This is a genomic window from Streptomyces sp. B5E4 (assembly GCF_039871555.1).
In the GTDB taxonomy this organism is placed as follows: domain Bacteria; phylum Actinomycetota; class Actinomycetes; order Streptomycetales; family Streptomycetaceae; genus Streptomyces.
In genome coordinates this window covers 517152-540049 of sequence record NZ_JBDPMI010000002.1, presented here as the reverse complement: position 1 = coordinate 540049, position 22898 = coordinate 517152, and the positions used below count along the sequence as shown (strand labels likewise).

Annotated in this window: 25 protein-coding genes; 15 read left to right on the top strand and 10 right to left on the bottom strand. The window is 74.4% G+C overall.

The genetic code is table 11. From position 1 onward, the window contains the following. Window positions 1-18: 18 nt before the first annotated feature. From ABGA99_RS04935 to ABGA99_RS04920, 4 genes are all read left to right on the top strand, one after another. Window positions 19-726, top strand: coding sequence for a lysophospholipid acyltransferase family protein (locus ABGA99_RS04935; protein WP_347579273.1), 708 nt, complete (start codon window positions 19-21; stop codon window positions 724-726). Between the two features lie 29 nt (window positions 727-755). Then, complete coding sequence (locus tag ABGA99_RS04930; RefSeq protein WP_347582201.1) at window positions 756-1697, top strand: TIGR02452 family protein; 942 nt, start codon at window positions 756-758, stop codon at window positions 1695-1697. Between the two features lie 170 nt (window positions 1698-1867). Beyond that, window positions 1868-3250 carry an MFS transporter gene (locus ABGA99_RS04925; protein WP_347579271.1) on the top strand — a complete coding sequence of 461 codons (1383 nt, stop codon included), beginning with the start codon at window positions 1868-1870 and terminating at the stop codon, window positions 3248-3250. Next, on the top strand, window positions 3247-4443 hold the full coding sequence (locus tag ABGA99_RS04920; RefSeq protein ID WP_347582200.1) for an FAD-dependent monooxygenase: 1197 nt from the start codon (window positions 3247-3249) through the stop codon (window positions 4441-4443). The genes ABGA99_RS04925 and ABGA99_RS04920 overlap by 4 nt, the downstream gene beginning before the upstream one ends. A gap of 2 nt (window positions 4444-4445) precedes the next feature. Here ABGA99_RS04920 and ABGA99_RS04915 read toward each other — a convergent pair whose 3' ends face one another. The 6 genes from ABGA99_RS04915 to ABGA99_RS04890 all read right to left on the bottom strand — a co-directional run bounded on the left by ABGA99_RS04915 (window position 4446) and on the right by ABGA99_RS04890 (window position 11111). After that, a complete protein-coding gene (locus ABGA99_RS04915) occupies window positions 4446-5144 on the bottom strand; it encodes a response regulator transcription factor (RefSeq protein ID WP_347582199.1) in 699 nt (232 codons plus the stop codon). Next, on the bottom strand, window positions 5141-6424 hold the full coding sequence (locus ABGA99_RS04910) for a sensor histidine kinase (protein WP_347582198.1): 1284 nt from the start codon (window positions 6422-6424) through the stop codon (window positions 5141-5143). Before ABGA99_RS04910 ends, ABGA99_RS04915 begins: the two co-directional genes overlap by 4 nt. A 6-nt stretch (window positions 6425-6430) precedes the next feature. Continuing rightward, window positions 6431-8662, bottom strand: a complete 2232-nt coding sequence (locus tag ABGA99_RS04905; RefSeq protein ID WP_347579267.1) for an MMPL family transporter — start codon at window positions 8660-8662, stop codon at window positions 6431-6433. 187 nt (window positions 8663-8849) lie between these two features. Next, a complete protein-coding gene (locus tag ABGA99_RS04900; RefSeq protein WP_347579266.1) occupies window positions 8850-9368 on the bottom strand; it encodes a cupin domain-containing protein in 519 nt (172 codons plus the stop codon). A 145-nt stretch (window positions 9369-9513) separates the two neighbouring features. After that, window positions 9514-10740, bottom strand: a complete 1227-nt coding sequence (locus ABGA99_RS04895; protein WP_347582197.1) for a sigma-70 family RNA polymerase sigma factor — start codon at window positions 10738-10740, stop codon at window positions 9514-9516. Window positions 10741-10742: 2 nt separating this feature from the next. Beyond that, a complete protein-coding gene (locus ABGA99_RS04890; protein WP_347579264.1) occupies window positions 10743-11111 on the bottom strand; it encodes a YciI family protein in 369 nt (122 codons plus the stop codon). Between the two features lie 187 nt (window positions 11112-11298). On the opposite strand from ABGA99_RS04890, the gene ABGA99_RS04885 reads away from it, so the two are divergent. Next, on the top strand, window positions 11299-11997 hold the full coding sequence (locus ABGA99_RS04885; RefSeq protein ID WP_347582196.1) for an MFS transporter: 699 nt from the start codon (window positions 11299-11301) through the stop codon (window positions 11995-11997). 60 nt (window positions 11998-12057) lie between these two features. Here the strand turns inward: ABGA99_RS04885 and ABGA99_RS04880 are convergent, their stop codons facing one another. Then, window positions 12058-12372, bottom strand: a complete 315-nt coding sequence (locus ABGA99_RS04880; protein ID WP_347582195.1) for a type II toxin-antitoxin system Phd/YefM family antitoxin — start codon at window positions 12370-12372, stop codon at window positions 12058-12060. Window positions 12373-12454: 82 nt separating this feature from the next. Here ABGA99_RS04880 and ABGA99_RS04875 point away from each other — a divergent pair, with 82 nt between their 5' ends. The 4 genes from ABGA99_RS04875 (at window position 12455) to ABGA99_RS04860 (ending at window position 14802) form a co-directional block, all read left to right on the top strand. Next, window positions 12455-13090 (top strand): ATP-dependent Clp protease proteolytic subunit, encoded by a 636-nt coding sequence (locus ABGA99_RS04875; RefSeq protein WP_347579295.1) that lies wholly within the window; start codon window positions 12455-12457, stop codon window positions 13088-13090. A gap of 6 nt (window positions 13091-13096) precedes the next feature. Next, on the top strand, window positions 13097-13420 hold the full coding sequence (locus ABGA99_RS04870; RefSeq protein ID WP_347579260.1) for a hypothetical protein: 324 nt from the start codon (window positions 13097-13099) through the stop codon (window positions 13418-13420). Between the two features lie 102 nt (window positions 13421-13522). Continuing rightward, window positions 13523-14200 carry a GNAT family N-acetyltransferase gene (locus ABGA99_RS04865; protein WP_347579259.1) on the top strand — a complete coding sequence of 226 codons (678 nt, stop codon included), beginning with the start codon at window positions 13523-13525 and terminating at the stop codon, window positions 14198-14200. A 29-nt stretch (window positions 14201-14229) separates the two neighbouring features. Continuing rightward, window positions 14230-14802 carry a DUF6328 family protein gene (locus ABGA99_RS04860; protein WP_347582194.1) on the top strand — a complete coding sequence of 191 codons (573 nt, stop codon included), beginning with the start codon at window positions 14230-14232 and terminating at the stop codon, window positions 14800-14802. An 8-nt stretch (window positions 14803-14810) separates the two neighbouring features. Here the strand turns inward: ABGA99_RS04860 and ABGA99_RS04855 are convergent, their stop codons facing one another. Both ABGA99_RS04855 and ABGA99_RS04850 read right to left on the bottom strand, forming a co-directional pair. Continuing rightward, the gene (locus tag ABGA99_RS04855; RefSeq protein ID WP_347579257.1) at window positions 14811-15761 is read right to left on the bottom strand and encodes a serine/threonine dehydratase; all 951 of its coding nucleotides are present in this window, start codon (window positions 15759-15761) and stop codon (window positions 14811-14813) included. A 52-nt stretch (window positions 15762-15813) separates the two neighbouring features. Next, a complete protein-coding gene (locus tag ABGA99_RS04850) occupies window positions 15814-16242 on the bottom strand; it encodes an ATP-binding protein (protein ID WP_347579256.1) in 429 nt (142 codons plus the stop codon). 241 nt (window positions 16243-16483) lie between these two features. On the opposite strand from ABGA99_RS04850, the gene ABGA99_RS04845 reads away from it, so the two are divergent. Together ABGA99_RS04845 and ABGA99_RS04840 are read left to right on the top strand one after the other, a co-directional pair. Then, a complete protein-coding gene (locus tag ABGA99_RS04845) occupies window positions 16484-17356 on the top strand; it encodes a helix-turn-helix transcriptional regulator (protein ID WP_347579255.1) in 873 nt (290 codons plus the stop codon). Beyond that, window positions 17353-17616, top strand: a complete 264-nt coding sequence (locus tag ABGA99_RS04840) for a DUF397 domain-containing protein (RefSeq protein WP_347582193.1) — start codon at window positions 17353-17355, stop codon at window positions 17614-17616. Before ABGA99_RS04845 ends, ABGA99_RS04840 begins: the two co-directional genes overlap by 4 nt. On the opposite strand, the gene ABGA99_RS04835 is transcribed toward ABGA99_RS04840, so the two are convergent. Further along, window positions 17613-18785: an 8-amino-7-oxononanoate synthase gene (locus ABGA99_RS04835; RefSeq protein ID WP_347579253.1), complete on the bottom strand. Its 1173-nt coding sequence runs from the start codon at window positions 18783-18785 to the stop codon at window positions 17613-17615. The genes ABGA99_RS04840 and ABGA99_RS04835 overlap by 4 nt on opposite strands. Before the next feature lie 145 nt (window positions 18786-18930). Between ABGA99_RS04835 and bioB the strand changes: the two genes are divergently transcribed. Genes bioB through ABGA99_RS04815 form a run of 4 tightly spaced genes read left to right on the top strand, consistent with a single transcriptional unit; the run spans window position 18931 to window position 22817 of the window. Further along, window positions 18931-20070: a biotin synthase BioB gene (gene bioB, locus ABGA99_RS04830; protein WP_347582192.1), complete on the top strand. Its 1140-nt coding sequence runs from the start codon at window positions 18931-18933 to the stop codon at window positions 20068-20070. After that, window positions 20063-21367: an adenosylmethionine--8-amino-7-oxononanoate transaminase gene (locus ABGA99_RS04825; RefSeq protein WP_347582191.1), complete on the top strand. Its 1305-nt coding sequence runs from the start codon at window positions 20063-20065 to the stop codon at window positions 21365-21367. Before bioB ends, ABGA99_RS04825 begins: the two co-directional genes overlap by 8 nt. Before the next feature lie 18 nt (window positions 21368-21385). Beyond that, window positions 21386-22132 carry a dethiobiotin synthase gene (bioD, locus tag ABGA99_RS04820; RefSeq protein ID WP_347579250.1) on the top strand — a complete coding sequence of 249 codons (747 nt, stop codon included), beginning with the start codon at window positions 21386-21388 and terminating at the stop codon, window positions 22130-22132. Between the two features lie 22 nt (window positions 22133-22154). Further along, the gene (locus tag ABGA99_RS04815; RefSeq protein WP_347582190.1) at window positions 22155-22817 is read left to right on the top strand and encodes a class I SAM-dependent methyltransferase; all 663 of its coding nucleotides are present in this window, start codon (window positions 22155-22157) and stop codon (window positions 22815-22817) included. Window positions 22818-22898: the final 81 nt, after the last annotated feature.

The following is a 22898-nucleotide window of genomic DNA, read 5'->3' as shown; positions in this document are numbered from 1 at the left end:
GGGAAAGGCGAGGCCGCGGTGTTCTACCACCTGCTGAAGTACCTGTTCTTCGGGCCGCTGCTGCGGCCGCTGTTCCGGCCGCGGATCGAGGGGCTGGAGCACATACCGCAGGAGGGGGCGGCGATCGTCGCGGGCAACCACCTGTCGTTCGCCGACCACTTCCTCATGCCCGTGATGCTGAAGCGGCGCATCACGTTCCTCGCCAAGGCCGAGTACTTCAACGGCCCCGGCCTCAAGGGGCGGCTGACCGCCGGGTTCTTCCACAGCATCGGCCAGATCCCGGTCGACCGCCGGGGCCGCAAGGCGGCGCAGGCCGCCATCGAGGAGGGCCTGGGCGTGCTGGCCAAGGGCGAGTTGCTGGGCATCTACCCGGAGGGCACACGCTCGCATGACGGCCGGCTGTACAAGGGCCGGGTCGGGGTCGCGGCCATGGCGCTGAGGGCGGGCGTGCCGGTCATCCCGTGCGCGATGCTCGGCACCCGCGAAGTCCAGCCGCCCGGGCAGAAGATCCCCAGCATCGGCCGCGTCACCATCCGCTTCGGCGAGCCCCTGGAGTTCTCCCGGTACGAGGGGCTGGAGGACCAGAAGGCCGTGCTGCGGGCCGTCACCGACGAGATCATGTACGCGATCCTCAGCATGTCGAACCAGGAGTACGTCGACCGCTACGCCCAGGAGGTCAAGGCCGAGCAGGATGCCGCGAAGAAGAACCCGCCGTCCGCGGCCTGAAGGACACCGGCCGCCGCGCGGGAAACCCGGTGGTCGCGGCCCGGCTCCGGTGCGTACGGTCCTGGCATGACGAGGACAGCGGACCGCGCCGCCCCGGCGGCCTGCGGCACGGTACGGACCGGCCCGGGCGGTGCCCGGTGAGCGCGCGGCTGCGCGAGGTGGCGCGCGACAACGAGCGGATACTCGCCGACGGCGGGTACGAGGCCGCGGGCCGGTGGGTGCCCCTCGGCGAGGCCGCCGCGGGCGCTGCGGACGGCACGCGGATGTACGGTCCCGGGCCGGTCGCGGGCGCCGGGAGCGCCCCCGCGGACGGGCCGCGGGCCACGCCCGCCGAGGTGACCGCCGAGACCTCGCTCGCCGCCGCCCGGCGGCTGGTCGCGGACGGGGCCGAGCGCGTCGGCGTGCTCAACTTCTCCTCCGCCCGCAACCCCGGCGGCGGCTACGTCAACGGCGCCCGCGCGCAGGAGGAGGAGCTGTGCCGGGCCTCCGCGCTCTACCCGGCGCTGCTGCGGGCCCCGGAGTTCTACGCAGCCCACCGCGCCGACCGCAGCCCCTTCTACACCCACCGCGTCATCCACTCCCCCGCCGTCCCGGTCTTCCGCGACGACACGGGCGCGCTCCTCGCCGAGCCGTACGCCGTGGACTTCCTCACCTCCCCCGCCCCCAACGCGGGCGTCATCGCCCAGCGCACCCCGGAGCAGACCGACCGGATCCCCGCCGCGCTGGCCGGGCGCGCGGAGCGGGTGCTGGAGGTGGCGGCGGTCGCCGAGGTGACGGCGCTGGTGCTGGGCGCGTGGGGCTGCGGGGTCTTCCGCAACGACCCGGCGCAGGTGGCGGCGGCGTTCCGTACGCACCTGGAGCCCGGCGGGCGCTTCGCGGGGCGGTTCCCGCGGCTGGTGTTCGCCGTCTGGGACCGGCAGCCGGCGTCGGCCAACCGGGCGGCGTTCGAGGCCGCGTTCGGCGCCGGCTGATCGACCGCGCCGTGGTGCGTGGAGACCAGGGCCCGTGACGGGCTGGTCCGGGGGCACCAGGGGAAACCGGTGACGCCGGACGATGCCCCGCGAGACGCCGGAAGGAAGTGTGGAAAGGGCGCGCACACCGCGCTCCTCCCCTTCCCCACGGTGTCTGGAGTGATCCACAGGTGGCGGTTTCCCCTGCCCGTATCGGGTGGCTGCCGATCGGCGCCCTCGGCTTACTCGCCCTCGCCCTCGGCACCCTGCAGTCGGTGGTGGAGCCCGCGCTCCCGCTGCTGCAACGCGAGTTGGGCGTCAGCCCCTCGGAAGGGGCGCTGGTCGCCAACACGTTGCTCGTCACGGGCGCGGTCGTCACCCCCGTCGCGGGCAAGCTCGGCGACCGCCACGGCGGCAAGCGGGTGCTGCTCGGGCTGATGGCGCTGGTGTCGGCCGGCGGTCTGCTGGCCGGTCTGGCGCCGAACCTGCCGGTGCTGCTGCTCGGCCAGGTGTTCCAGGGCGTGATGGTCGGCGCGCTGCCGCTTTCGTTCATCCTCGTACGCACACACCTCCCGGCGGCGTCGTCGCAGGTTGCCGTCGGCTTCGTCATCGCGCTCTTCACCGGTGGCGGCGTCGCGGGCACGATGCTCGCCGGGCCGGTCGCCGACGCCCTGTCCTGGCAGTGGATGTTCCTGCTGCCGACGATGGCGGTCATCGTGACGACACCCGCCGTGGCCCGGCTGATGCCGCACGATCCGCCGGTCCCCTCGGACGAGCGGATCGACTGGCCCGGAGTGGCGCTGCTGAGCGGCACGCTGCTCGCGTTCATGGCCGGGCTCGTGTCGGTGACGCGGCACAGCCTGCCGCCGTACGCGATCGGCGCCCTCGCCCTGCTCGTGATCGCCCTCGCCGCCGGGTGGGTCGCCGTGGAGCGCCGCGCGGTCTCGCCGATGGTGGATCTGCGCATGCTGGCGAAGCCCGTCATGTGGCAGGCGTGCCTGCTCACGTTCGTCATCACCACCGGCCTCGGCATGGTGGTCTTCCTGCTGCCGCAGTTGTTCGCGATATCCGGCGAGGGGTACGGCTTCGGGGCCGACACCACCGGCATCGGCTGGTACCTGCTGCCCGGGGCCGTCGCCGGTGCGGTGAGCGATTCGGTCGGCGGGCTCGCGGCGCGGCGGTTCGGACCGCGGGCCGTGGTCCTCGCGGGCGCCGTCGTCACCGCGGTGACGATGACCGCCCTTGCCGCGCTGCACACGTCGGCGTGGCACCTCGTCGTGGCGAAGGTGCTGACCGCGTTCGGCGCGGGCGTCGGCACCACGGCGCTGGTCGCCCACACCGCGGCGGCCGTCGACCCCCGCGACACCGGCATCGCCACCGGCCTGCTCGTGGTGACGCGCGTCATCGGCGTCGCGCTGGGCGTCCAGATCGCCGGCGCGATCCTCGACGCCGGGGCGGGCCCGGCGGGGCTGCCGGGCGAGTCGGCGTTCGTCACCGGCTTCGCCGTCGCCGGGCTCGTCGCGGCGCTGTCGCTGCTCGCTGTCCGTATCACGAAGAAGGGAGCCCGCGTATGAGCACGACCGGGAAGCGTACGGTGCTGATCTCCGGGGCGAGTGTGTCAGGACCCGCGCTGGCGTACTGGCTGCACCGGGCCGGATACGCCGTCACGGTGGTGGAGAAGGCCGCCGCGCTGCGGGACGGCGGCTATCCGATCGACATCCGCGGTACGGCGATCGAGGTGGTCCGGCGGATGGGCCTCCTGCCGCACCTGCGGGACGCCCACATCGCCTCGCGCCGCTTCACCTTCCTCGACGCCGACGGCCGAGAGGTGGCCGTGGCCGGCGCGCGGGCCGTCACCGGCGATGCGGAGGGCAGGGACCTGGAGGTGCGTCGGGGCGATCTGACCGCGCGCCTGTACGCGCTCGTCCGGGACGACGTGGAGTTCTGCTTCGGCGACTCCGTCGACCGCCTCGACCAGTCCGGGCGCGGAGCCGACGTGACGTTCCGCAGCGGGCTGCGGCGGACGTACGACCTGGTGATCGGCGCGGACGGAATGCACTCGCGCACCCGGGAGGCGCAGTTCGGCCCGGAGAGACGGTTCCACCGCTACCTCGGCTACCGGTTCGCCCTCTTCACCATGCCGAACACCTTCGGCCTCGCCCGCGAGGTGGTGCTGTGGAACGCCCCGGGGAAGGCCGCCGCCCTCTACGCGGTCGGCGCACAAGACGACCTGCACGCCTTCCTCACCTTCCACCGACCGCACCCGCCGCTCGACGACCTCCGGCACCCTGACGCCCAACGGGAACTGGTCGCCGACGCCTTCGCGGGTGCGGGATGGGAGGTTCCGGCGATCGTCACGGCGCTGCGCGCCGCGGACGACCCGTTCTTCGACAGCGCCGGGCAGATCCGCATGCGGCGCTGGTCCCGCGGCCGGGTCGCGCTCGTCGGCGACGCCGCGTACGCACCCTCGTTCCTGACCGGCCAGGGCACGAGCCTGGCGCTGGCCGGCGCCTACGTGCTCGCCCACGCCCTGGCCGCTCACCCCGATCACGTGTCGGCGTTCGCCGCCTACGAGCGCGGCATGCGCGACTTCGTCGCCGCGAACCAGGCGCTGGTCGACGTCGGCGGCGCCACGCTCTTCCCCGCCACGGCCCGGGCCCTGGAGCAGCGCAACACCGTGCTGCGCGGCCTCGACACCCTGCCCGCCGCACCCCCGCGGCCGGCTCATTCGGCCCTGACGCTGCCGGAGTTCACCGCGCTGCCGTGACGTCAGAACGGGCGCTCGCGGTCGCCGTCGTCGTCAGGGGCGGCATGGACCAGGCCCGCGCGGTACGCGATGACGACGAGCTGGGCCCGGTCGCGGGCCTCCAGCTTCGTCATCGCGCGCTGCACGTGGGCCCGGACGGTGAAGGGGCTGAGGAACATCCGCTCGGCGATCTCCTGGTTGGACAGGCCGGTGGCGACCAGGGCCACCATCTCGCGTTCGCGCGGGGTGAGCACGGCGAGCCGTTCGGGATGGTGCCGCGGCGTGTCGTCCGGGGTGGCGAGGAAGCGGGCGACCAGGGAGCGGGTCGCGGCGGGCGACAGCAGGGTGTCGCCCGCCGCGATCGTACGGACCGCGTCCACCAGTTCCTCGGCCCCGATGCCCTTGCCGATGAAGCCGCCGGCCCCCGCGCGCAGCGCCTGCGCCACGTACTCGTCCGTCTCGTACGTGGTGAGGATCAGGATGCGGCTGCCGCGCAGTTCCGGGTCCGCGGCGATCTCCGACGTGGCGGTGAGGCCGTCGACGTCGGGCATGCGGATGTCCATCACCACCACGTCCGGGCGCAGTTCGCGGGTGAGGCCCACCGCCTCCCTGCCGTCGGCCGCCTCGCCGACCACGGTGATGTCGTCGGCGGTGTCGAGGAGCATCCGGAACGCACCGCGCAGCAGCGCCTGGTCGTCGGCGAGCAGCACCCGTAGCGTCACTGTGCCTCTCCCCTTTCTTCCACTTCTTTCGCTTCTTCCGTCTCTCTTGCCTCTTCGCCGCCCGTTGCGCGCGTCGTGTCCTTGGCCGCCGGGAGGGGCAGTTCGGTGGAGACGAGGAAGCCGCCCCCGGGGCGGCTGCCCGCGGAGAGGCGTCCGCCGACCGCGGTGGCGCGTTCGCGCATCCCGATCAGACCGTAGCCGGGAGTGCGCTCGGGCGCGGCGGCGTCCGGCGCCGTACGGGCGCCGCGGCCCTCGTCGGCGACGGTGAGGGTCACGCGGTCGCGGTTCCAGACGAGGCGCACCTGCGCCGTGCCGGTGCCGGCGTGCTTGGTCACGTTGGTCAGGGCCTCCTGGACGATGCGGTACGCGGTGAGGTCCACCCCCGGCGGCAGCGGCCTGGCCGTGCCCTCCTCGTGCAGCGACACCTCCAGACCGGCGCGGCCGAAGGAGTCGAGGAGCGTGGGCAGCCGGGTAAGCCCCGGCGCCGGTTCCGCGGGCTCGGCCGCGTCCCCGGACTGGCGCAGCAGCCCGACCGTGGCGCGCAGGTCGTCGAGCGCGTCGGCGGTGGTCCTGACGAGTTCGGTGAGGCTCTTGCGGGTCTGCTCGGGGCGGGAGTCGAAGAGGTGGGCTGCGACCGTGGCCTGCGCGTTGGCCAGGGTGATCTGGTGGGCCACGAGATCGTGCAACTCGCGGGCGATCCGCAGCCGTTCCTCGGCCACCCGGCGGCGCGCCTCGCTCTCCCGGCTCTTCTCCGCCCGCCGGGCCCGCTCCTCCACGGCCGCCAGATAGGCCCGCCGGTTGTGCGCCGAGTACCCGAGCACACCGGCCACCATCGGGAACGCCGCCACCGAGCCCATCCGGCTCGCGTCCTGCCAGGACAGGTCGTCGAACCAGGGGGTGGCGGCGAGCAGCAGCGCCGCGGAGGCGAGCGACACCACGACCGCGGCGCGCCGTTCGGTACGGGCGTGGAGGGCGTAGGCGTAGGCGGCGATCACGGCGGGGGCCATGATGGGCGGACTCAGCAGCAGACCCAGCGGCGGCACCAGCAGCCCCGCCGCGGTGGTGGCCGCCAGGACGGCCAGGGGCGCCCGGTGCCGTACGGGCAGCACGGCACAGGACGCCACGGCGACGACGTAGGCGGCAGCGGGCGGCGCGGTCAGCGTGTCGTCGACCTGCACCACGCCGCCGAGCAGGCAGAGCGTGAACGCCGTCGCCGTGATCGCCGCCTCCCGCCACCACGGACGGCGCGCTCGCCGGCCGCCGGCGCCCGGGTTCGTCATGGCCGGTCAGTACCGGCCGGCGGGAAGCCGCGGCACCGGCCCGCTCGCGGCGGGCGGAACCCGCCTGCTCAGCGCCTCGCCCTCGATGTCCACGTTCGGCAGCACACGGTTCAGGATACGAGGCAGCCACCAGGCCCGGTGGCCGAGCAGCGCCAGGACCGCGGGCACGATCGCCATCCGGACCACGAAGGCGTCGAAGGCGACGGCGGCGGCCAGGCCCACGCCCATCGTCTGGATGGTCGGGCTGCTCATGCCGACGAATCCGGCGAACACGCTGATCATGATGATCGCCGCGGCGGCCACCACCCGTCCGCTGTGCCGGAACCCGTGGACGATCGCCTCGTCGGGCGACGCGCCGTGGACGTAGGTCTCCCGCATCCGGGTGAGGAGGAAGACCTCGTAGTCCATGGCGAGGCCGAACACGATCCCGATGATGAGGATCGGCATCAGCGACATGACGGGCCCGGTCTGCTCGATGCCGAGCAGGTCCGCCCCCCAGCCCCACTGGAAGACGGCGACGAGGACGCCGAAGGCGGCGCCGACCGACAGCAGGAAGCCGAGGGCGGCCTTGAGGGGGACCAGGATCGAGCGGAAGACCACCGTCAGCAGCAGCACCGCCAGGCCGATGACCACGGTCAGATACGGCAGCAGGGCGTCGGACATGGCTGCCGAGATGTCGATGTTCATCGCGGTGGTGCCGGTGACCAGGACATCCGCGCCCGTGCCGGCCTCGACACCGGCGGCCTCGTCCCGGATGGAGTTCACCAGGTCCTTGGTCTCGCCGCTGTTCGGCGCGGTCTCGGGGACGGCGGTGAAGACGGCCGTCTCCCCGGCCTCGTCGAGCACCGGGTCGCCGACCGACGCGACGCCGTCCAGGTCCCGTACGGTCTCGGCGACCCGCTCGGTGGCGGCCTCGGTGTCCGCGGCCTTCGACGTGTCGACGACCACGGTCAACGGGCCGTTGAAACCGGGACCGAAGCCCTCCGACAGCAGGTCGTAGGCGCGCCGCTGGGTGGTCTCGACCGACTTGGACTCGTCCCCGGGCAGCCCGAGTTCGAGGCCCAGTGCCGGTACGGCCACGGCGCCGAGGCCGAGTCCCGCGACCAGCAGCACGGCCACCGGCCGCCGCAGGACGAACCGCGCCCAGCGGACGCCGAGACCGGGCCGGCCGGCCGTGGCGGGCACCGCGTGCGGACGCCCGCCGGCCCGCCGGGCGGCCTTGCGGGCGGCCCGGGACAGCACCCGCCGGCCGGCGAAGCCGAGCATCGCGGGCACCAGGGTGAGCGCGACGAGCACGGCGAGGCCGACGGCGCCCGCGCCGCCCATGCCCATCTTGGTGAGTTCGGGGATGCCGACGACGCCCAGCCCGACCAGGGCGATGAAGACGGTCGCGCCGGCGAAGACGACGGCGGACCCGGCCGTGCCGACCGCCCGGCCCGCGGCCTCCTCCGGCTCGCTGCCGCGGGCGAGTTCGTCGCGGAACCGGGAGGTGATGAAGAGCGCGTAGTCGATGCCGACCGCCAGCCCCAGCATCAGCGCCAGGATGGCGACGGTGGACGTCAGGCCCAGCGGCACGGCCAGCGCCGAGACCAGCCCGAAGGCGATGGCGACACCCGCGAAGGCGGTCAGCAGGGACAGCCCGGCGGCGACCAGCGAGCCGAGGGCGAGGACCAGCACCACCGCGGCCACCGCGACGCCGATGATCTCCGTCGTCCCGCCCGGCTCCTCCTCGGCGTCCAGGGCGGAACCGCCGATCTCCACGGTCAGCCCGGCATCCCTGGCCTGGTCCGCGGCGTTCTCCAGGGCGCTCTTCGTCGGCCCGGTCAGGTCCACGGCGTCGGCGGTGTAGGTGACGGTGGAGTACGCGACGGTGCCGTCCTCGCTGACGTCACCGGCCTCGTACGGGTCGGTGGCCGACGCGACCTGACCGCCGGCCAGCGAGTCGAGCGCGTCCGCGACGGCCGCCTTGTGCTCCTGCGCCGTCACCCGCTGCCCGTCCGGGGCCTGGAACACCAGACGGGCCTCGGCCCCTTGCGCGTTGTTCTCGGGGAAGCGCTCGTCGAGCAGGTCGAACGCCTCCTGCGACTCGGTGCCGGGCATGGAGAGGTCCTCTTCCTCCCCGGCCGGCGCGACGGCGGCGGCGACCCCGGCCAGCACCAGGGCGACCAGCCACGTGCCGCCGACGAGCCGGCGCCGCCGGAAGGCCCACCGCCCGATCCGGTAAAGAAAAGTGGCCACTTCTCGATCACTCCAGACACCCGTAGGAAGGGGGAAACACGCGAGATCCCGCGCCTTTCCCACACTCCCGTCCGGCGCCCGGCGGGGCATCGTCTGCCGTGGCCGTCTTCGCCTGGTGCGCCCGGACCAGCCGGCGGGGCCTCCTGGTGCGTACGCACCACAGGCCGCCCCGGGCCGCCCCGCCTGCTTACTCCTCCTCGCCCTCGAAGTCCTCCACGAAGAAGCTGTCGTGCCGGATCCGGAACTGCTTCAGCTCCTCACCGCCGCGCCGCGACATCTCCGCGACCCGCTCGAAGTACTCCTCGCGCGGCGCTCCCGGGGAGAAGAGCATGAGCACGCGGACGGGGTCGTCGGTGGCGTTCCTGAAGGCGTGCAGCCCGCCGACGGGCACGTACAGGAAGTCCCCGCCGCGCCCCGTCACCCACCCGTCGCCGTCGTACAGCTCCAGCTCGCCGGAGACCACGTAGAAGGACTCCGACATCGCCTTGTGGAAGTGCGTCTTCGCCCCGGGCGAGCGCGGGCCGAGCTGCACGTCGTACAGCCCGAACTCGCCGCCGGTCGACTCCCCGGTGGCGAGGTAGCGGGTGAAGCCGCCGGGCGAGGTGAGGTCCGGCGGGCCGCCCGCGGGGCGGAACGTCGCGTTCACCTCGCCCCTCTCACCGTGGTAGCGGGGCTCGGGGTAGACGAGGTCTTCGGGGTACGACATGGGTGCGCTCCTTCCGGCGGGTCCTCCGGCATCGTGTCCCGGACGCCGCCCGAACGGCATCGGGCAACCGGATGATCTCCGCCGGCGCCCGGCCGAGGCCCGCGGACCTAAGCCGTACCCGCGGCCCTGCCGCCGGCGGGACGCATCAGTCCGGATCGGAGCCGAGCCGGTCGGCGCGGCGGGTCAGGTAGTCGCGCTCGGGCAGGCTCGCGGTGCGCTGCGCCGCTTCGCGGTAGGCGCGGACGGCGGCCTTCGCCTCGCCGGCGTCCTCCAGCAGGTGAGCGCGTACGGCGAACCACCGATGGTGATCGCCCAGCTCCCCGGCCAGCTCCTCGCAGGCGGCCAGGCCGGCCCGGGGGCCCTGGACCATGGCGAGGGCGACCACGCGGCCGAGCTGCGCCATCGGGCTCGGGTCCATCCGCTCCAGGAGGTGGTAGAGCCCGAGGATCTGCGGCCAGTCGGTGTCCTGCGCGACCTCCGCCTCGTCGTGGACGGCGGCGATCGCCGCCTGGAGCTGGTACGGCCCGGTCGGCGGGCGCGGCAGGACGTCGGTGAGGATCGCGACGCCTTCGTCGACGAGCTCGTACCGCCACAGCCGCCGGTCCTGCGCCTCCAGGGGCACCAGCCTGCCGTCCGCGTCGAGCCGGGCCGGGCGGCGGGCGTCGGTGAGCAGCATCAGGGCGAGGAGCCCCGCCAGCTCGGACTGCTCCGGCAGGCTCTCCCGGAGCTGGCGGGTCAGCCGGATGGCCTCGGCGGAGAGCTCCACCCTGGCGAGTTCCGCCCCGGTGGCGGGGGCGTAGCCCTCGTTGAAGATCAGGTAGAGCACCCGCAGCACGCTCGGCAGCCGCGCGGCCCTGGTCGCGGCGTCGAGGACCCCGAACCCGCCACCCGCTGCCGCGACCGCCCGCTTGGCGCGGGAGATGCGCCGCGTCATGGTGTCGGCCGGCACCAGGAACGCCGCCGCGATCTCGGCGGTCGTCAGCCCGCCCACCGCCCTCAGGGTCAGCGCCACCTGGGAGGCCGGCGACAGATCCGGATGACAGCACAGGAAGAGGAGGTCGGCGGTGTCGTCCGCGGCGTACTCCACCGGCGCCGTCAGCCGTTCCTCCGCCTCGGCGGTCCGGAGCTCGCGGCGGCGGCGCGCGGACTCCGAGCGCCACATGTCGGTGAGCCGGCGGCTCGCGATCGTGACCAGCCAGGCGCGGGGGTCGGCCGGCACGCCCTCGGCCCGCCATTGCTGCGCGGCCGCCAGCATCGCCTCGCTGACCGCGTCCTCGGACCGGTCGAAGTCGCCGGTACGCCGGGTGAGCGCGCCCAGCACCTGCGGGAGCAGCTCCCGCAGGTGCGCCTCCAGCCGGGCCTCGGTCACCACGGCTAGAGCTCGTCGGCCGCGCCGCCGAGGCCGAGTACCGGCCTGACCTCGACGCCCCAGTGCCGGGCGTCCGGGAACCGGGCGGCGATCTCCACGGCGCGATCCATGGACTCGCAGTCGATGAGCCAGTAGCCGGCCATGTGCTCCTTGAGCTCCAGGTACGGCCCGTCGGTGACGAGCGTCTGGCCGTCCCGCACCCGGACCGCCCGGCCGGACGGCGGTCCGGCCAGCGGGTCCCCGGCCAGCCACTCGCCGGACGCCGTGCAGTCGGCCAGCAGCTCCCGGTACTGCGCGTCCATCGCCGCGCGCTCGCCCTCGCTCAGCGCCTCCCAGTCCTCGGTCGAGGCGTAGACCATCAGCAGGTACTTCACGGTTCGCTCCTCATCGTCGGGCGGAACGCCACGTCCCGCCGCTCGCCCCCTGGTCGAAGCCACCGCGCCGAACCGGACACGCCGCCTCCACCGATTCTTACCAGGACCCTGTCCGGTTCCCGGTCGCGCCGCCGACCACGGGGCAGCCGGCGGCACACCCGGTGCCGCCACGCCGAAGGGTGGACTCATGGGTACCCAGGCCGGCTCCCGTGGCGGGCGGCGGTCGAACCGCGTGCTCGGCACGTTGTTCCTCGGCATGTTCGTCATGGGCGGCGCGGAGCTGCTGGTGGTCGGCGTGCTCGACGTCATGGCGGGCGACCTCGGCGTCTCGGTCTCCTCGGCCGGCGCGCTGGTCACGACGTACGCGCTCGGTCTCGCCTTCGGCGGGCCGCTCCTGACCGCGCTGACGATGCGGCTGGACAAGCGCACCGTCCTCGTCGGCGCGCTCGTCCTGTTCATCCTGGGCAACGTGGTCGCGGTGGCCTCGACAGGCTTCGGCGTGCTGCTCGTGTGCCGGGCGCTGACCGGTGCGGCGGCCGGGCTCTACGACGCCACCGCGTTCGCGGTGGCCCTCGCGAGCGTCCCGCCGGAGCGGGCCGGCCGCGCGATCGCGGTGGTCATCTCCGGTGTCTCCGTGTCGGCTGCGCTCGGCGTGCCGCTGGGCACCGTGGTCGGCAACCTGCTGGCGCGGCGCGTTCGTGGCCGTGATCGTGCTCGCCGCCGCCCTGGCCGCGGCCATGGCACTGGTCCCCTCCGTGCCGGCGGCGGAAGGGAGCGCGGCCGACCAGGTCCGGCACGCGTTCGCGCCGCGGGTCCTGGCGGCCACGCCCCCTCGCCGACCGAGGAGCCCGCGGAGCCCGGCCCGGCCCGGGAGCATGAGGGCTGAGGCGCAGCCGCCGGCCGCCCGCTTCGCGGATCCGTGACGGGCCGGCCCTGTCCGGTCCTCCTACGACGAGGTGGGGCCCTCGCCGCTCGCGCGGGAGTCGGGGACACGGTGTTCCGCGGCGATGCCGAAGCGGCGTTCGCCCGTGGCAGATCCGGCGGGGTGGGCGGCGTGCACGCCGGAGACGGTGGTGATCACCGGCTCCTCGGCCGGCGGGTTCTCCGACCGGTCGAGTTTCTCCAGGTCGGCGGCGGAGACGAGGGCCACGAGGGGCCGGCCGTGGCGCGTGACCACGACCCGCTCGCCGCCGTAGACCACGCGGTTGATCAAGTCGGCCAGTTCTGCGCGGGCTTGCGTCACCGGAATTTCGTACGCCATGCTCCCAGCATAACCGGATGTACGTCCTGTACATTTTGCACTGAGGATCATGAAATCGAGAGAGGGAGAGGTGCCGACGGCCATGGACAGCCCCACGGCGCGCTACGTGCTGCCGGAGTTCACCGAGCGGACGAGCAGCGGGGTGCGCACGCAGGATCCGTACTCGAAGCTGCTGGAGGAGCGGATCGTCTTCCTCGGCACACAGGTCGACGACACGTCGGCGAACGACGTGATGGCCCAGCTCATGCATCTGGAGCATGCCTCGCCCGACCAGGACATCTCGCTGTACATCAACTCCCCCGGCGGCTCGTTCACGGCGATGACCGCGATCTACGACACGATGCAGTTCGTCACCAGCGACATCGAGACCGTCTGCCTCGGGCAGGCCGCCTCCGCCGCCGCCGTGCTGCTGGCCGCGGGCACCCCCGGCAAGCGGTACGTGCTGCCGGGGGCGCGGGTGCTCATCCACCAGCCGTCGTTCGCCGAGGCGGTGGAGGGGCAGGCGAGCGACCTGGAGATTTACGCGCGGGAGCTGCTGCGGCATCGCGCGCTGCTGGAGGAACTGCTCGCCAAGCACTCAAGCACGCCGATCGAGCAGATCCGCCAGGACATCGAGCGCGACAAGATCCTCGACGCCGAGCAGGCCATCGCGTACGGGCTGGCCGACCGGATGACCGAGAGCCGCAAGGGTACGAGCACACCGCGCTACGGGAGGTGACGGATCGTGCTGCCGCCCGAGCTGCCGCCGCTGCCCGCGCTCACGCGCGCGGAGGCGGAGGTGATCGACCGCTATCTGGACGCCGTCGACCAGTTGGGCCGGATCAACCCGGCGCGCGGCACGGACACGTACGCGGGCTTGCGCGCCGCGCAGGCGCTCGTGCGCACCGCGGTCGGACTGCGGGACGCCCTGGCGCTGATGCACGAGCGGCGCGAGACGCAGATCCACGCGGCGACGATGGCGCGGGCGCTGCGGGTGCTCGACGGGGAGCGGCGCACCCGGCTGGTGGCGGTGCCCCCGGGGCCGCAGGAGCCCGACGGGGCACCGTGACGGGCGGCGGGGGCGGGTGGCGTACGGCCGGATAGGTTGGCCGCGTTCCGCCCGCCGCGCTTCGAGGAGCGAGCCGCCATGTGTCCGCAGCCCGTTGATCCCGTGTCCCCGACGACGCCCGGATACGGCACCGGCGGGCCGGACGGCGGCCGGCTCGCCGCGCTGCTGGCCGCGGCCGCCCGCGGCGACTTCCCGCCGCCGGACGGCGCGGTCACCGTGCTCCCGCAGCCGTCGCCCCGGGACGCGGGCGTCCTCGCCCTCACCGGCGGCCACGTCGTCTTCGCCGACGCCGACCCGGCGTGGATACGCGGCCTGCTGCCCGCCGGCGATCTGTCCGCCCCGCTCAACCCGCCGTTCCTCGGCGCCCTCACCGCCCGCCTCGGCCGCACCGTGAACAACATCGACGCCCTGCTGGTCGCCGACCCCCTGCCCGGCCCGCCGCCGCTGCCGCTCGCGGCCGACGCCGACGGCACCCACCCCCGGCTGCGCCGCGCCCTGCGCTACCGCGACGGCGTACGCGCCTGGACCGTTCCCGGCGCCACCGTACTCCTGGGCCGCGGCGTCGCCGGGCGCTTTGAGGCCGCCGTGGAGGTCGAGCCGGGCGCTCAGGGGCGCGGGCTGGGGCGGCGGCTGGCGACGGCGGCCCGGCATCTGGTGCCGCCGGGCGAGCCGCTGTGGGCGCAGGTGGCGCCGGGCAACGCGGCGAGCGTACGGGCGTTCCTGGCCGCGGGGTTCCGGCCGGTGGGCGCGGAGGCGCTGCTGGTGGTAGACGAGGATTAGAACCGGCGGACAGGGCAACCGGGAAGGGCATGGACCGAGACCGTAACGAGGACGAGCACGGCACGGCGGCGCCTGTTGCGCGGGCGGCGGATTCCACGGCACCCGCGGAGTACGCGCGCCGTGAGACCGCGCTGGAACGGGACGATCGCAACTTCGTGGAGCTGCTCCAGGAGCTGCGGGTGACGCAGACGGGCGTACAGATCCTGTTCGCTTTCCTGCTGACCCTCGCCTTCACCCAGCGCTTCACCGAACTGGACGCGCTGCAGCGCGGGACGTACGTGACGACCCTGCTGCTCTCCGTGGCCGCGGCGGTGCTGTTCACCGCACCCGCGGCCGTGCACCGGGGGCTGTTCCGGCGCCGGGCGAAGCGCCGCATCGTCGACGTCTCCTCGCGGCTGGCCGCAGCGGGGCTGGGCGTGCTGGCGCTCGCGCTGACCGGGGCCGTGCTGCTCGTGGTGGACGTCGTCCTGGGGCGCGCGGCCGGTGTCGCGGCGGGCGCGTCGGTCCTGGTCTTCACCGCGGTCCTGTGGGCGGCGCTGCCGTGGGGCCTGAGCAGGAGCCTCACGGCGCGCGCGGCGAGACAGGACCGCGGGCAGGGCTGACGAAGGAGTCACAGCGTGCCGGGGTCGGTGTTCGCGCCGCAGAGCACGACGGCCACCCGCTCCCCCGCCCGCGGCTTGTACGCGCCCGTGGTCAGCGCCGCGAGCGCGGTACCCGCGGCGTGCTCGACGACGAGCCGGTGCTCGTCCCACAGCCGCCGCCGGGCCGCGGCGATGTCGGCGTCGGCGACGAGCACCGAGGTGCTGCCCGGCCGCTGCGCCCAGGCCAGCGCGTCGCCCGACGCACGGGAGGCGCCCAGGGAGTCCGCGGCGAGGGAGTCGACCGGGACGTCCACGACCTCCCCGGCCGCCAGCGCGGCGTTGAGGGCGCGGCAGTTCTCCGGCTCGACGGCGACGACGCCGATCCCCTGCTGCGCGGCGGCCGCCGCGACGCCCGCGTACAGCCCACCGCCGCCGACCGCGACGATGACGGTGTCGACGCCGCCGGCCACCGCGGCGGCGATCTCAGGCAGCAGCGTCCCGGCGCCGGCGGAGATCAGCGGGTGGTCGTACGCGTGCGAGACGAGCGCGCCGGTCTCCGCGGCCATCGCGCGCGACGCGGCCAGTGCCTCGCCGTACGTGCGGCCCGTCAGCCGTACGTCGGCGCCGAGGCCGCGTAGCCGCTCGACCTTGAACTCCGGCGCGGTGGCGGGCAGGAAGACGTGCGCGGGAACGCCGTGGCGGGCGGCGGCCCAGGCACAGGCGAGGCCGGCGTTGCCGCCGGAGGCGATGAGCACGCCGGCGTCCGGCATGGTGCCCGCGGCTGCGTGTGCGGCGGTGAAGTTCAGGGCGCCGCGCGCCTTGAAGGAGCCGGTGTGCTGAAGGAATTCGAGCGCGAACCACACCTCGGCGTCCGGAACCACCTCGGCGCCCGCCGGCGCGACGGCGACCGGGCGGACCCCTCCCGCGATGCGCTGGGCGGCGGCGTGGACGTCCTCGTGGCTGAGGGGCTGGTCGGTCATGTCTCCAGGGTGGACCAGCGCGGTGCGCCGGGGTGGCCCGGGGCCGTGTGCGTCAGGCCACAGGGGCGGGCCGCCAGGGCAGGGTGATCCACACCGTCTTGCCGCCGTCGTCCGTCGGGGTCACGGACAGCCGGCCGCCGGACTCCGCGACGAGGCACCGGATGATGACCATGCCGCGCCCGTTGTCCTGCTGGACGGCGGCCGGCAGCCGGCGCGGCCGGCGCGGGTGGCTGTCGCTGACACCGACGCGCAACTGCCCGCGTACGAGCATCATCCGGACGGTGAATGTCGGCGACAGCCCGAGGGTGTGCTGGACGGCGTTCGTGGCCAGCTCGGAGACGACGAGGCGGACGGTGTCCGTCGCATCCGCGCCTTCCGGGACTCCCCATTTCCCGAGAATGTCAGTGACATATTTACGCGCCTGCGTGACCGAAGCAGCCTCACTCGGCAACGTGACGGAAGCTTCCTGCTGGTCTGCCATTGCGACGCCGTCCCTTTCGCACGCGTGTGCCGGACTCCGACGCGTGCCCGGTGAAGTCGAGGACCGCTTCAGGTTGTTGTTCGCGCCACGGTGCCATCGATCGTGCCCGGCGCGCGAGCCCTCCACCAAGTTATGCATATATCTGTCGCTCGAAGCGGTGAACTCTGCCGCGAGAGACTGTATTTGGGCGGCACACTGGCCAGTTGTCACGCGTTCGGCCGAGCGGGCCGGGAGGGGCGTCATGCGCAATGAGCCGGCGGTACGCCGCGCCAAGCTGGGCGCGGAGCTGCGCAGGCTGCGCGGCAGAGCCGGGCTGACCAGCGGGAAGGCGGCGGAACTGGTCGGCTGGCACCAGTCGAAGATCAGCCGGATAGAGACCGGCACGTCGGCGGCCAAGGCCGCGGACGTCGCCCGGCTGCTCGACGCCTACGGCGTCACGGAGCCCGAGCTGCGCACGCTGCTGGAGACGCTGGCCACGGCGCCGCGCGGCGGTCGTGAGAACCACTGGTGGAGCGAGTACCGCGAGCTGCTGCCGCCCGCGTACCGGGACTTCATCAGCCTGGAGACGGAGGCGTCCGCGGTGCGCACGCTGGAGACGTCGGTGGTCCCGGGGCTGCTGCAGACGCGTCGGTACGCGCTGGCGGTGACCCGGGCGGCCATCGCGGACGCGGCGCCACGGGAGGTGGAGTCGCTGGTGGAGGTCCGGATAGCCCGGCAGGCGGTGCTGCGTGCAGCGCACCCGCCGCACCTGCACGCGGTGCTCGACGAGGCGGTGCTGCGGCGGCACGTGGGCGGGCCGGGGGTGATGGCGGAGCAGTTGCGGCACTTGCGGCGGATGGGGGCGCTTCCGCACGTACGCGTCCAGATCCTGCCCTTTTCCGCCGGCGAGCACGTGGGCCTCACCGGACCTTTCGTTATCTTCTCTTATTCGCGCAGTTCTGATCTCGATGTGGTCGTTGTCGACCATTTGATGAGTAGCCTTCACCTCGAAAGGAAAGAAGACTTACGGGCGTATGAGACCGCCTTTGCTTCGCTGCAGGCAAGCGCCCTTTCGCACGAGGAGTCCCTGTCGTTCATAGCCGCGCTCGCCGCGGGCGCAAAGGAGGCACCATGACCGCAATGCCTCGGTACGTCTCCTCCAGTACGGCACTCGACGACCTCCGCTGGCGGCGCAGTTCGCACAGTACGGGGGCGAACAACTGCGTCGAGGCCGCCTATCCCGTGGGACCGGAATCCGCCGGGCTGCTCGCCGTACGGGACTCCACCCAGGTGGAAGGGCCGGCGCTGCTGTTCCGCCCCGAGGCGTGGCGGGCGTTCGTGTCGGCGGTCAAGGCCGGCGAGTTCGCCGGGAGTCCGCGGGTCGCGCTCGCCTAGCGCGCGGGCTCCGCGCGCTCCGGGGCGTGGGCCGGGGGCGCGGCGCGTACGACCGTCGCGGTCGCGATGGCCACCTGGTCTTCCGTGAGGTCCGCACGGGCGGTCAGGCGCAGCCGCGAGATGCCGTCGGGGACCGACGGGGGGCGGAAGCAGCCGACCGCCACGCCCGCCTCTCGGCACGCCGCCGCCCACGCCACGGCCGCCTCGGGCGCCGGGGCCCGTACCGACACCACCGCGGCGTCGGGGCGCACGGCCGTCAGCCCGGCGGCCGTCAGCCCGCCGTACAGCGCCGCCGCCGCCCCCCGCGCCGCCGCGGCCCGCCCCGGCTCGCGGCGCAGGAGGCGCAGCGCGGCGAGCGCGGCGCCCGCCGCGGCGGGGGCGAGGCCGGTGTCGAAGATGAACGTGCGGGCGGTGTTGACCAGGTGCTCGATCACCCGCGCGGGACCCAGCACCGCGCCGCCCTGGCTGCCCAGCGCCTTGGACAGCGTGACGGTGGCGACGACGTCGGCCGCACCCGCCAGGCCGGCCGCGTGCAGCGTGCCGCGCCCGCCGGGCCCGAGGACGCCGAGCCCGTGGGCGTCGTCCACCAGCAGCCCGGCCCCGTACGGGCGGCAGACCGCCGCAAGCGCGGCCAGGTCCGCGGCGTCGCCGTCGACGGAGAAGACCCCGTCGGAGACGGCCAGCGCGCGCCCGGCGAAGCCGGCGAGCGCCTTGGCGACCGCGTCGGTGTCGGCGTGCGGAACGACGGCGACATCGGCCCGGGAGAGCCGGCAGCCGTCGATGAGCGAGGCATGGTTGCCCGCGTCCGAGATCACCAGGGTGCCGCGGTCACTCAAAGCGGTGACGGCGGCGAGGTTTGCCGCGTAACCCGAGGAGAAGACGAGCGCGGCCTCGAAGCCGCAGAAGGCGGCGAGTTCGGCCTCCAGTTCCGCGTGCAGCACGGTGGTGCCGCTGACGAGCCGGGAGCCGGTCGCGCCGGCGCCCCACCGGCGGGCGGCGGCGGCCGCGGCGGCGGTGACCTCGGGGTGGCGGGCGAGGCCGAGGTAGTCGTTGCCGCACAGGTCGAGCAGCCGGGCGTCATGCGCGCGGGGGCGCAGGGCGCGTACGAGACCGGCGCGCCGCCGCTCCTCGGCCTGCGCGTCGATCCAGTCGAAGGCGTGACGGGGCATGCGGTTCCTCGGCTCGGCGGGCTGTTTCTGCACCGTAGTGCGCGTGGGGGCGCGCGGCGGTGTGGCGATGAGCACAGAAGACGGGGGCGGCCGTTGTGCGGTACCCCATTGGCCCGGGCCGGTGCGGTGGGCGAGGATCGGCGCCATGGACCTGCTTTCGACGCTGGTGGACAAGGGGCTGCGGCGCGAGGCGCCCACCCGTGACGAGGCGCTGGCCGTCCTGCGCACTCCGGACGAGGACGTGCTCGACGTCGTCGCCGCGGCCGGGAAGGTGCGCCGGGAGTTCTTCGGCCGCCGGGTGAAGCTCAACTACCTGGTCAACCTCAAGTCGGGGCTGTGCCCCGAGGACTGTTCGTACTGCTCGCAGCGGCTGGGTTCCGAGGCGGGGATCCTCAAGTACACCTGGCTGAAGGCCGACCAGGCGGCCGAGGCCGCGGCGGCCGGGGTGGCGGGCGGCGCCAAGCGGGTCTGCCTGGTCGCCAGCGGGCGCGGGCCCACGGACCGGGACGTCGACCGGGTCTCGGAGACCATCGCCGCCATCAAGGAGCAGAACGGTGACGTGGAGGTGTGCGCCTGCCTCGGACTGCTCTCCGACGGCCAGGCGGAGCGGCTGAAGTCGGCCGGGGCGGACGCGTACAACCACAACCTCAACACCTCCGAGGCGACGTACGCGGACATCTGCACCACGCACGGCTACGAGGACCGGGTGCAGACCGTGCAGCAGGCGCAGGCGGCCGGGATGTCGGCGTGCTCCGGGCTGATCGCGGGGATGGGCGAGAGCGACGAGGACCTGGTGGACGTGGTCTTCGCGCTCCGCGCGCTGGACCCGGACTCGGTGCCGGTGAACTTCCTGATCCCGTTCGAGGGCACGCCACTGGCCGGGGAGTGGGATCTCACCCCGCAGCGCTGTCTGAAGATCCTCGCCATGGTGCGATTCGTATGTCCGGACGTGGAGGTGCGGCTGGCGGGCGGCCGGGAGATCCATCTGCGGGCGCTCCAGCCGCTGGCGCTGCACCTGGCCAACTCGGTGTTCCTGGGCGACTACCTGACCAGCGAGGGGCAGGCGGGCAAGGCGGACCTGGAGATGATCGCAGACGCCGGGTTCGAGGTGGAGGAGGCGGGGAGGACGACGCTGCCGCCGCACCGGGCGGCGCACGGGCCGGCTCCGGAGGACGGACCCGCTCGCGGCCTGGCGCCGGCGGACGAGCCGCGGCAGGAGGCACGGGCGGACCTCGTGGCCGTACGCCGCCGGGGGGCCGGCACGGAACTGCCGCCCAATGCCTGAGCCGTTGCCGCCGCGGCGGCTCCTCGACCTCGACCGCGAGCACGTCTGGCACCCCTACGGACCCATGCCCGGCCGGCAGGAGCCGCTGGTCGTCGACTCCGCCGAGGGCGTACGCCTGCGGCTGGCGGAGCCGGCGTGGGGCGTGGACGAACTGGTCGACGGGATGTCGTCGTGGTGGTCGGCCGTCCACGGCTACCGCCACCCGGCGCTCGACGCCGCCGCCCGCGGGCAGTTGGAGCGGATGAGCCACGTGATGTTCGGCGGGCTCACCCACGAGCCGGCGGTGCGGCTCGCGACGCGGCTGGTGGAGGTCACGCCGGAGCCGCTGCGGCACGTGTTCCTCAGCGACTCGGGCTCGGTGTCGGTCGAGGTCGCGGTCAAGATGTGCCTGCAGTACTGGCGTTCGCGCGGCCGGCCGGACAAGCGCAGGCTGATGACCTGGCGCGGCGGCTACCACGGGGACACCTGGCAGCCGATGTCGGTCTGCGACCCGGACGGCGGCATGCACGACCTGTGGTCGGGCGTGCTGCCGCGGCAGTTGTTCGCCGGAGTGCCGCCCGCGGGCTTCGACGCACCGGTGGACGGGGCGTACGAGCGTGAGCTGCGCGACCTGGTGGCGCGGCACGCGGACGAGCTGGCCGCGGTGATCGTCGAGCCGGTCGTACAGGGCGCGGGCGGGATGCGCTTCACCGCACCCGGCTATCTGCGGGTGCTGCGCGAGGCGTGCGACGCACACGGCGTACTGCTGGTGTTCGACGAGATCGCCACCGGCTTCGGCCGCACCGGCGCGTTCTTCGCCTCGGACCACGCGGGCGTCACCCCGGATGTGATGTGCGTCGGCAAGGCGCTGACCGGCGGCTATCTGTCGATGGCCGCGACGCTGTGCACCCCCGGGGTCGCCGAGGGCATCTCGCGGGGCGAGGTTCCGGTGCTCGCCCACGGCCCGACGTTCATGGGCAACCCGCTGGCCTCCGCCGTCGCCCTGGCCTCGCTCGACCTGCTGGCGGACGACGGCTGGCGGCAGGACGTCAAACGCATCGAGGGCGGGCTGCAGGAAGGGCTGGCCGAGGCGGCGGAGCTGCCGGGTGTGGCGGACGTACGGGTGCTGGGCGCCATCGGCGTCGTACAGCTCGACCACGACGTCGACATGGCCGCCGCCACCCGGGCCGCGGTCGGGGCGGGGGTGTGGCTGCGCCCGTTCCGGGACCTGATCTACACCATGCCGCCGTACGTGACGGGAGACGCCGACATCGCCCGGATCTGCGCCGCCGTATGCGCCGCGGCGGCGGCCGGCTGACGGGCGGGGGGCGACGCGATGGGCAGCGTGCTCGTGGTCACCGGCACCTCGACCGGTGTGGGCAAGACGGTCGTCACCGCCGCCGTGGCCGCCGCGGCGCTGGCGCGGGACCGGTCGGTGGCCGTGCTCAAGCCGGCGCAGACCGGCGTGGCGGCGGGCGAGCCCGGGGACGCCGACGAGGCGGCGCGCCTCGTCCCGGGCATACGGGCCGTGGAGCTGGCCCGCTTCCCCGAGCCGCTGGCCCCGGCGACGGCCGCCCGCCGCGCGGGGCTGCCGCCGCTGACGGCGGCGGACGCGGCGGGGATGGTGGAGAAGCTGGGGCACCACTACGACCTGGTGCTGGTGGAGGGCGCGGGCGGGCTACTGGTGCGGCTGGACGACGCGGGCGGCACGCTGGCGGAAGTGGCGCGGCTGGTGGCGGCCCCGGTGCTGGTCGTGGCCGCCGCCGGACTCGGCACGCTGAACGCCACCGAGCTGACCACGGAGGCGCTGCGCCGCCGCGGTCTGGCGTGCCCGGGTGCGGTGGTGGGCAGTTGGCCGGCGGCGCCGGACCTGGCGGCCCGGTGCAACCTGGTGGACCTGCCGGCCACGGCGCGGGTGCCGCTGCTGGGCGCGGTGCCTGAGGGCGCCGGCGGGTACGGCCCGGAGGCATTCGGCGCCGCCGCCCGGGGATGGTTGGCGCCGGCGCTCGGCGGGCACTGGGACGCGGACGACTTCCGCGCCCGGCAGGCCCCTGGCGGGTCCGGGAGGGGACAATCGCACTGACCCCGCACGCCAGGAGGCAGACATGCCCTCACCGACGCGCGCCACGCAGGACGCCGTGTACCACCCGTACTTCGCGCGCTTCTACGCCCGCCTCAGCGTCGCCGCCGACGAGCACGGCGAGGTCGCCGAGCTGCGCAAGGAGCTGCTGACCGGGCTGTCCGGCCGGGTGGTCGAGATCGGCGCGGGCAACGGGCTGAACTTCGCGCACTACCCGCCCGCGGTGTCCGAGGTGGTCGCGATCGAGCCGGAGCGGCACCTGCGCCAGCTCGCCGCGGAGGCGGCGCTGCGCGCGGACGCACGGGTGGACGTGCTGCCGGGAACGGCGGAGGAGCTGCCGGTCGAGAGCGGGTCGTGCGACGCCGCCGTCGCCTCGCTGGTGCTCTGCTCGGTCGCGGACGTGCCGCGGGCGCTCGACGAGCTGCGCCGGGTGCTGCGGCCGGGTGGCGAGCTGCGCTTCTACGAGCACGGGCGGGCCGACGGGCCGGTGATGCGGGCGGTGCAGCGGGCGGCGGACCGCACGGTGTGGCCGCTGCTGCTCGGCGGCTGCCACTCCGGCCGCGACGTGCTCGGCGAGCTGACCGCCGCCGGGTTCACGCTCGGCCCGTACCGGCGGCTGCGGATGCCGGAGAAAGGGCCGCCGACCCCGGCCTCGTACCACGTCCTGGGCACCGCGCTCCGCGGCTGACGGCCGCTGCTCCGCACACAGGAGAGGGCGGTCCTCCCGCGGGAGTAGTGGGTTATCCACAGGTGCCACCCGGGAGGGATG

What these genes read in the sequence shown, in the direction of transcription:
- ABGA99_RS04920 (WP_347582200.1), top strand. Translation starts at nt 3,247, where the DNA reads ATGAGCACGACCGGGAAGCGTACGGTGCTGATCTCCGGGGCGAGTGTG.
- ABGA99_RS04910 (WP_347582198.1), bottom strand. Translation starts at nt 6,424, where the DNA reads ATGACGAACCCGGGCGCCGGCGGCCGGCGAGCGCGCCGTCCGTGGTGG.
- ABGA99_RS04900 (WP_347579266.1), bottom strand. Translation starts at nt 9,368, where the DNA reads ATGTCGTACCCCGAAGACCTCGTCTACCCCGAGCCCCGCTACCACGGT.
- ABGA99_RS04885 (WP_347582196.1), top strand. Translation starts at nt 11,299, where the DNA reads ATGGGTACCCAGGCCGGCTCCCGTGGCGGGCGGCGGTCGAACCGCGTG.
- ABGA99_RS04880 (WP_347582195.1), bottom strand. Translation starts at nt 12,372, where the DNA reads ATGGCGTACGAAATTCCGGTGACGCAAGCCCGCGCAGAACTGGCCGAC.
- ABGA99_RS04875 (WP_347579295.1), top strand. Translation starts at nt 12,455, where the DNA reads ATGGACAGCCCCACGGCGCGCTACGTGCTGCCGGAGTTCACCGAGCGG.
- ABGA99_RS04860 (WP_347582194.1), top strand. Translation starts at nt 14,230, where the DNA reads ATGGACCGAGACCGTAACGAGGACGAGCACGGCACGGCGGCGCCTGTT.
- ABGA99_RS04855 (WP_347579257.1), bottom strand. Translation starts at nt 15,761, where the DNA reads ATGACCGACCAGCCCCTCAGCCACGAGGACGTCCACGCCGCCGCCCAG.
- ABGA99_RS04850 (WP_347579256.1), bottom strand. Translation starts at nt 16,242, where the DNA reads ATGGCAGACCAGCAGGAAGCTTCCGTCACGTTGCCGAGTGAGGCTGCT.
- ABGA99_RS04845 (WP_347579255.1), top strand. Translation starts at nt 16,484, where the DNA reads ATGCGCAATGAGCCGGCGGTACGCCGCGCCAAGCTGGGCGCGGAGCTG.
- ABGA99_RS04840 (WP_347582193.1), top strand. Translation starts at nt 17,353, where the DNA reads ATGACCGCAATGCCTCGGTACGTCTCCTCCAGTACGGCACTCGACGAC.
- ABGA99_RS04835 (WP_347579253.1), bottom strand. Translation starts at nt 18,785, where the DNA reads ATGCCCCGTCACGCCTTCGACTGGATCGACGCGCAGGCCGAGGAGCGG.
- bioB (WP_347582192.1), top strand. Translation starts at nt 18,931, where the DNA reads ATGGACCTGCTTTCGACGCTGGTGGACAAGGGGCTGCGGCGCGAGGCG.
- ABGA99_RS04825 (WP_347582191.1), top strand. Translation starts at nt 20,063, where the DNA reads ATGCCTGAGCCGTTGCCGCCGCGGCGGCTCCTCGACCTCGACCGCGAG.
- bioD (WP_347579250.1), top strand. Translation starts at nt 21,386, where the DNA reads ATGGGCAGCGTGCTCGTGGTCACCGGCACCTCGACCGGTGTGGGCAAG.
- ABGA99_RS04815 (WP_347582190.1), top strand. Translation starts at nt 22,155, where the DNA reads ATGCCCTCACCGACGCGCGCCACGCAGGACGCCGTGTACCACCCGTAC.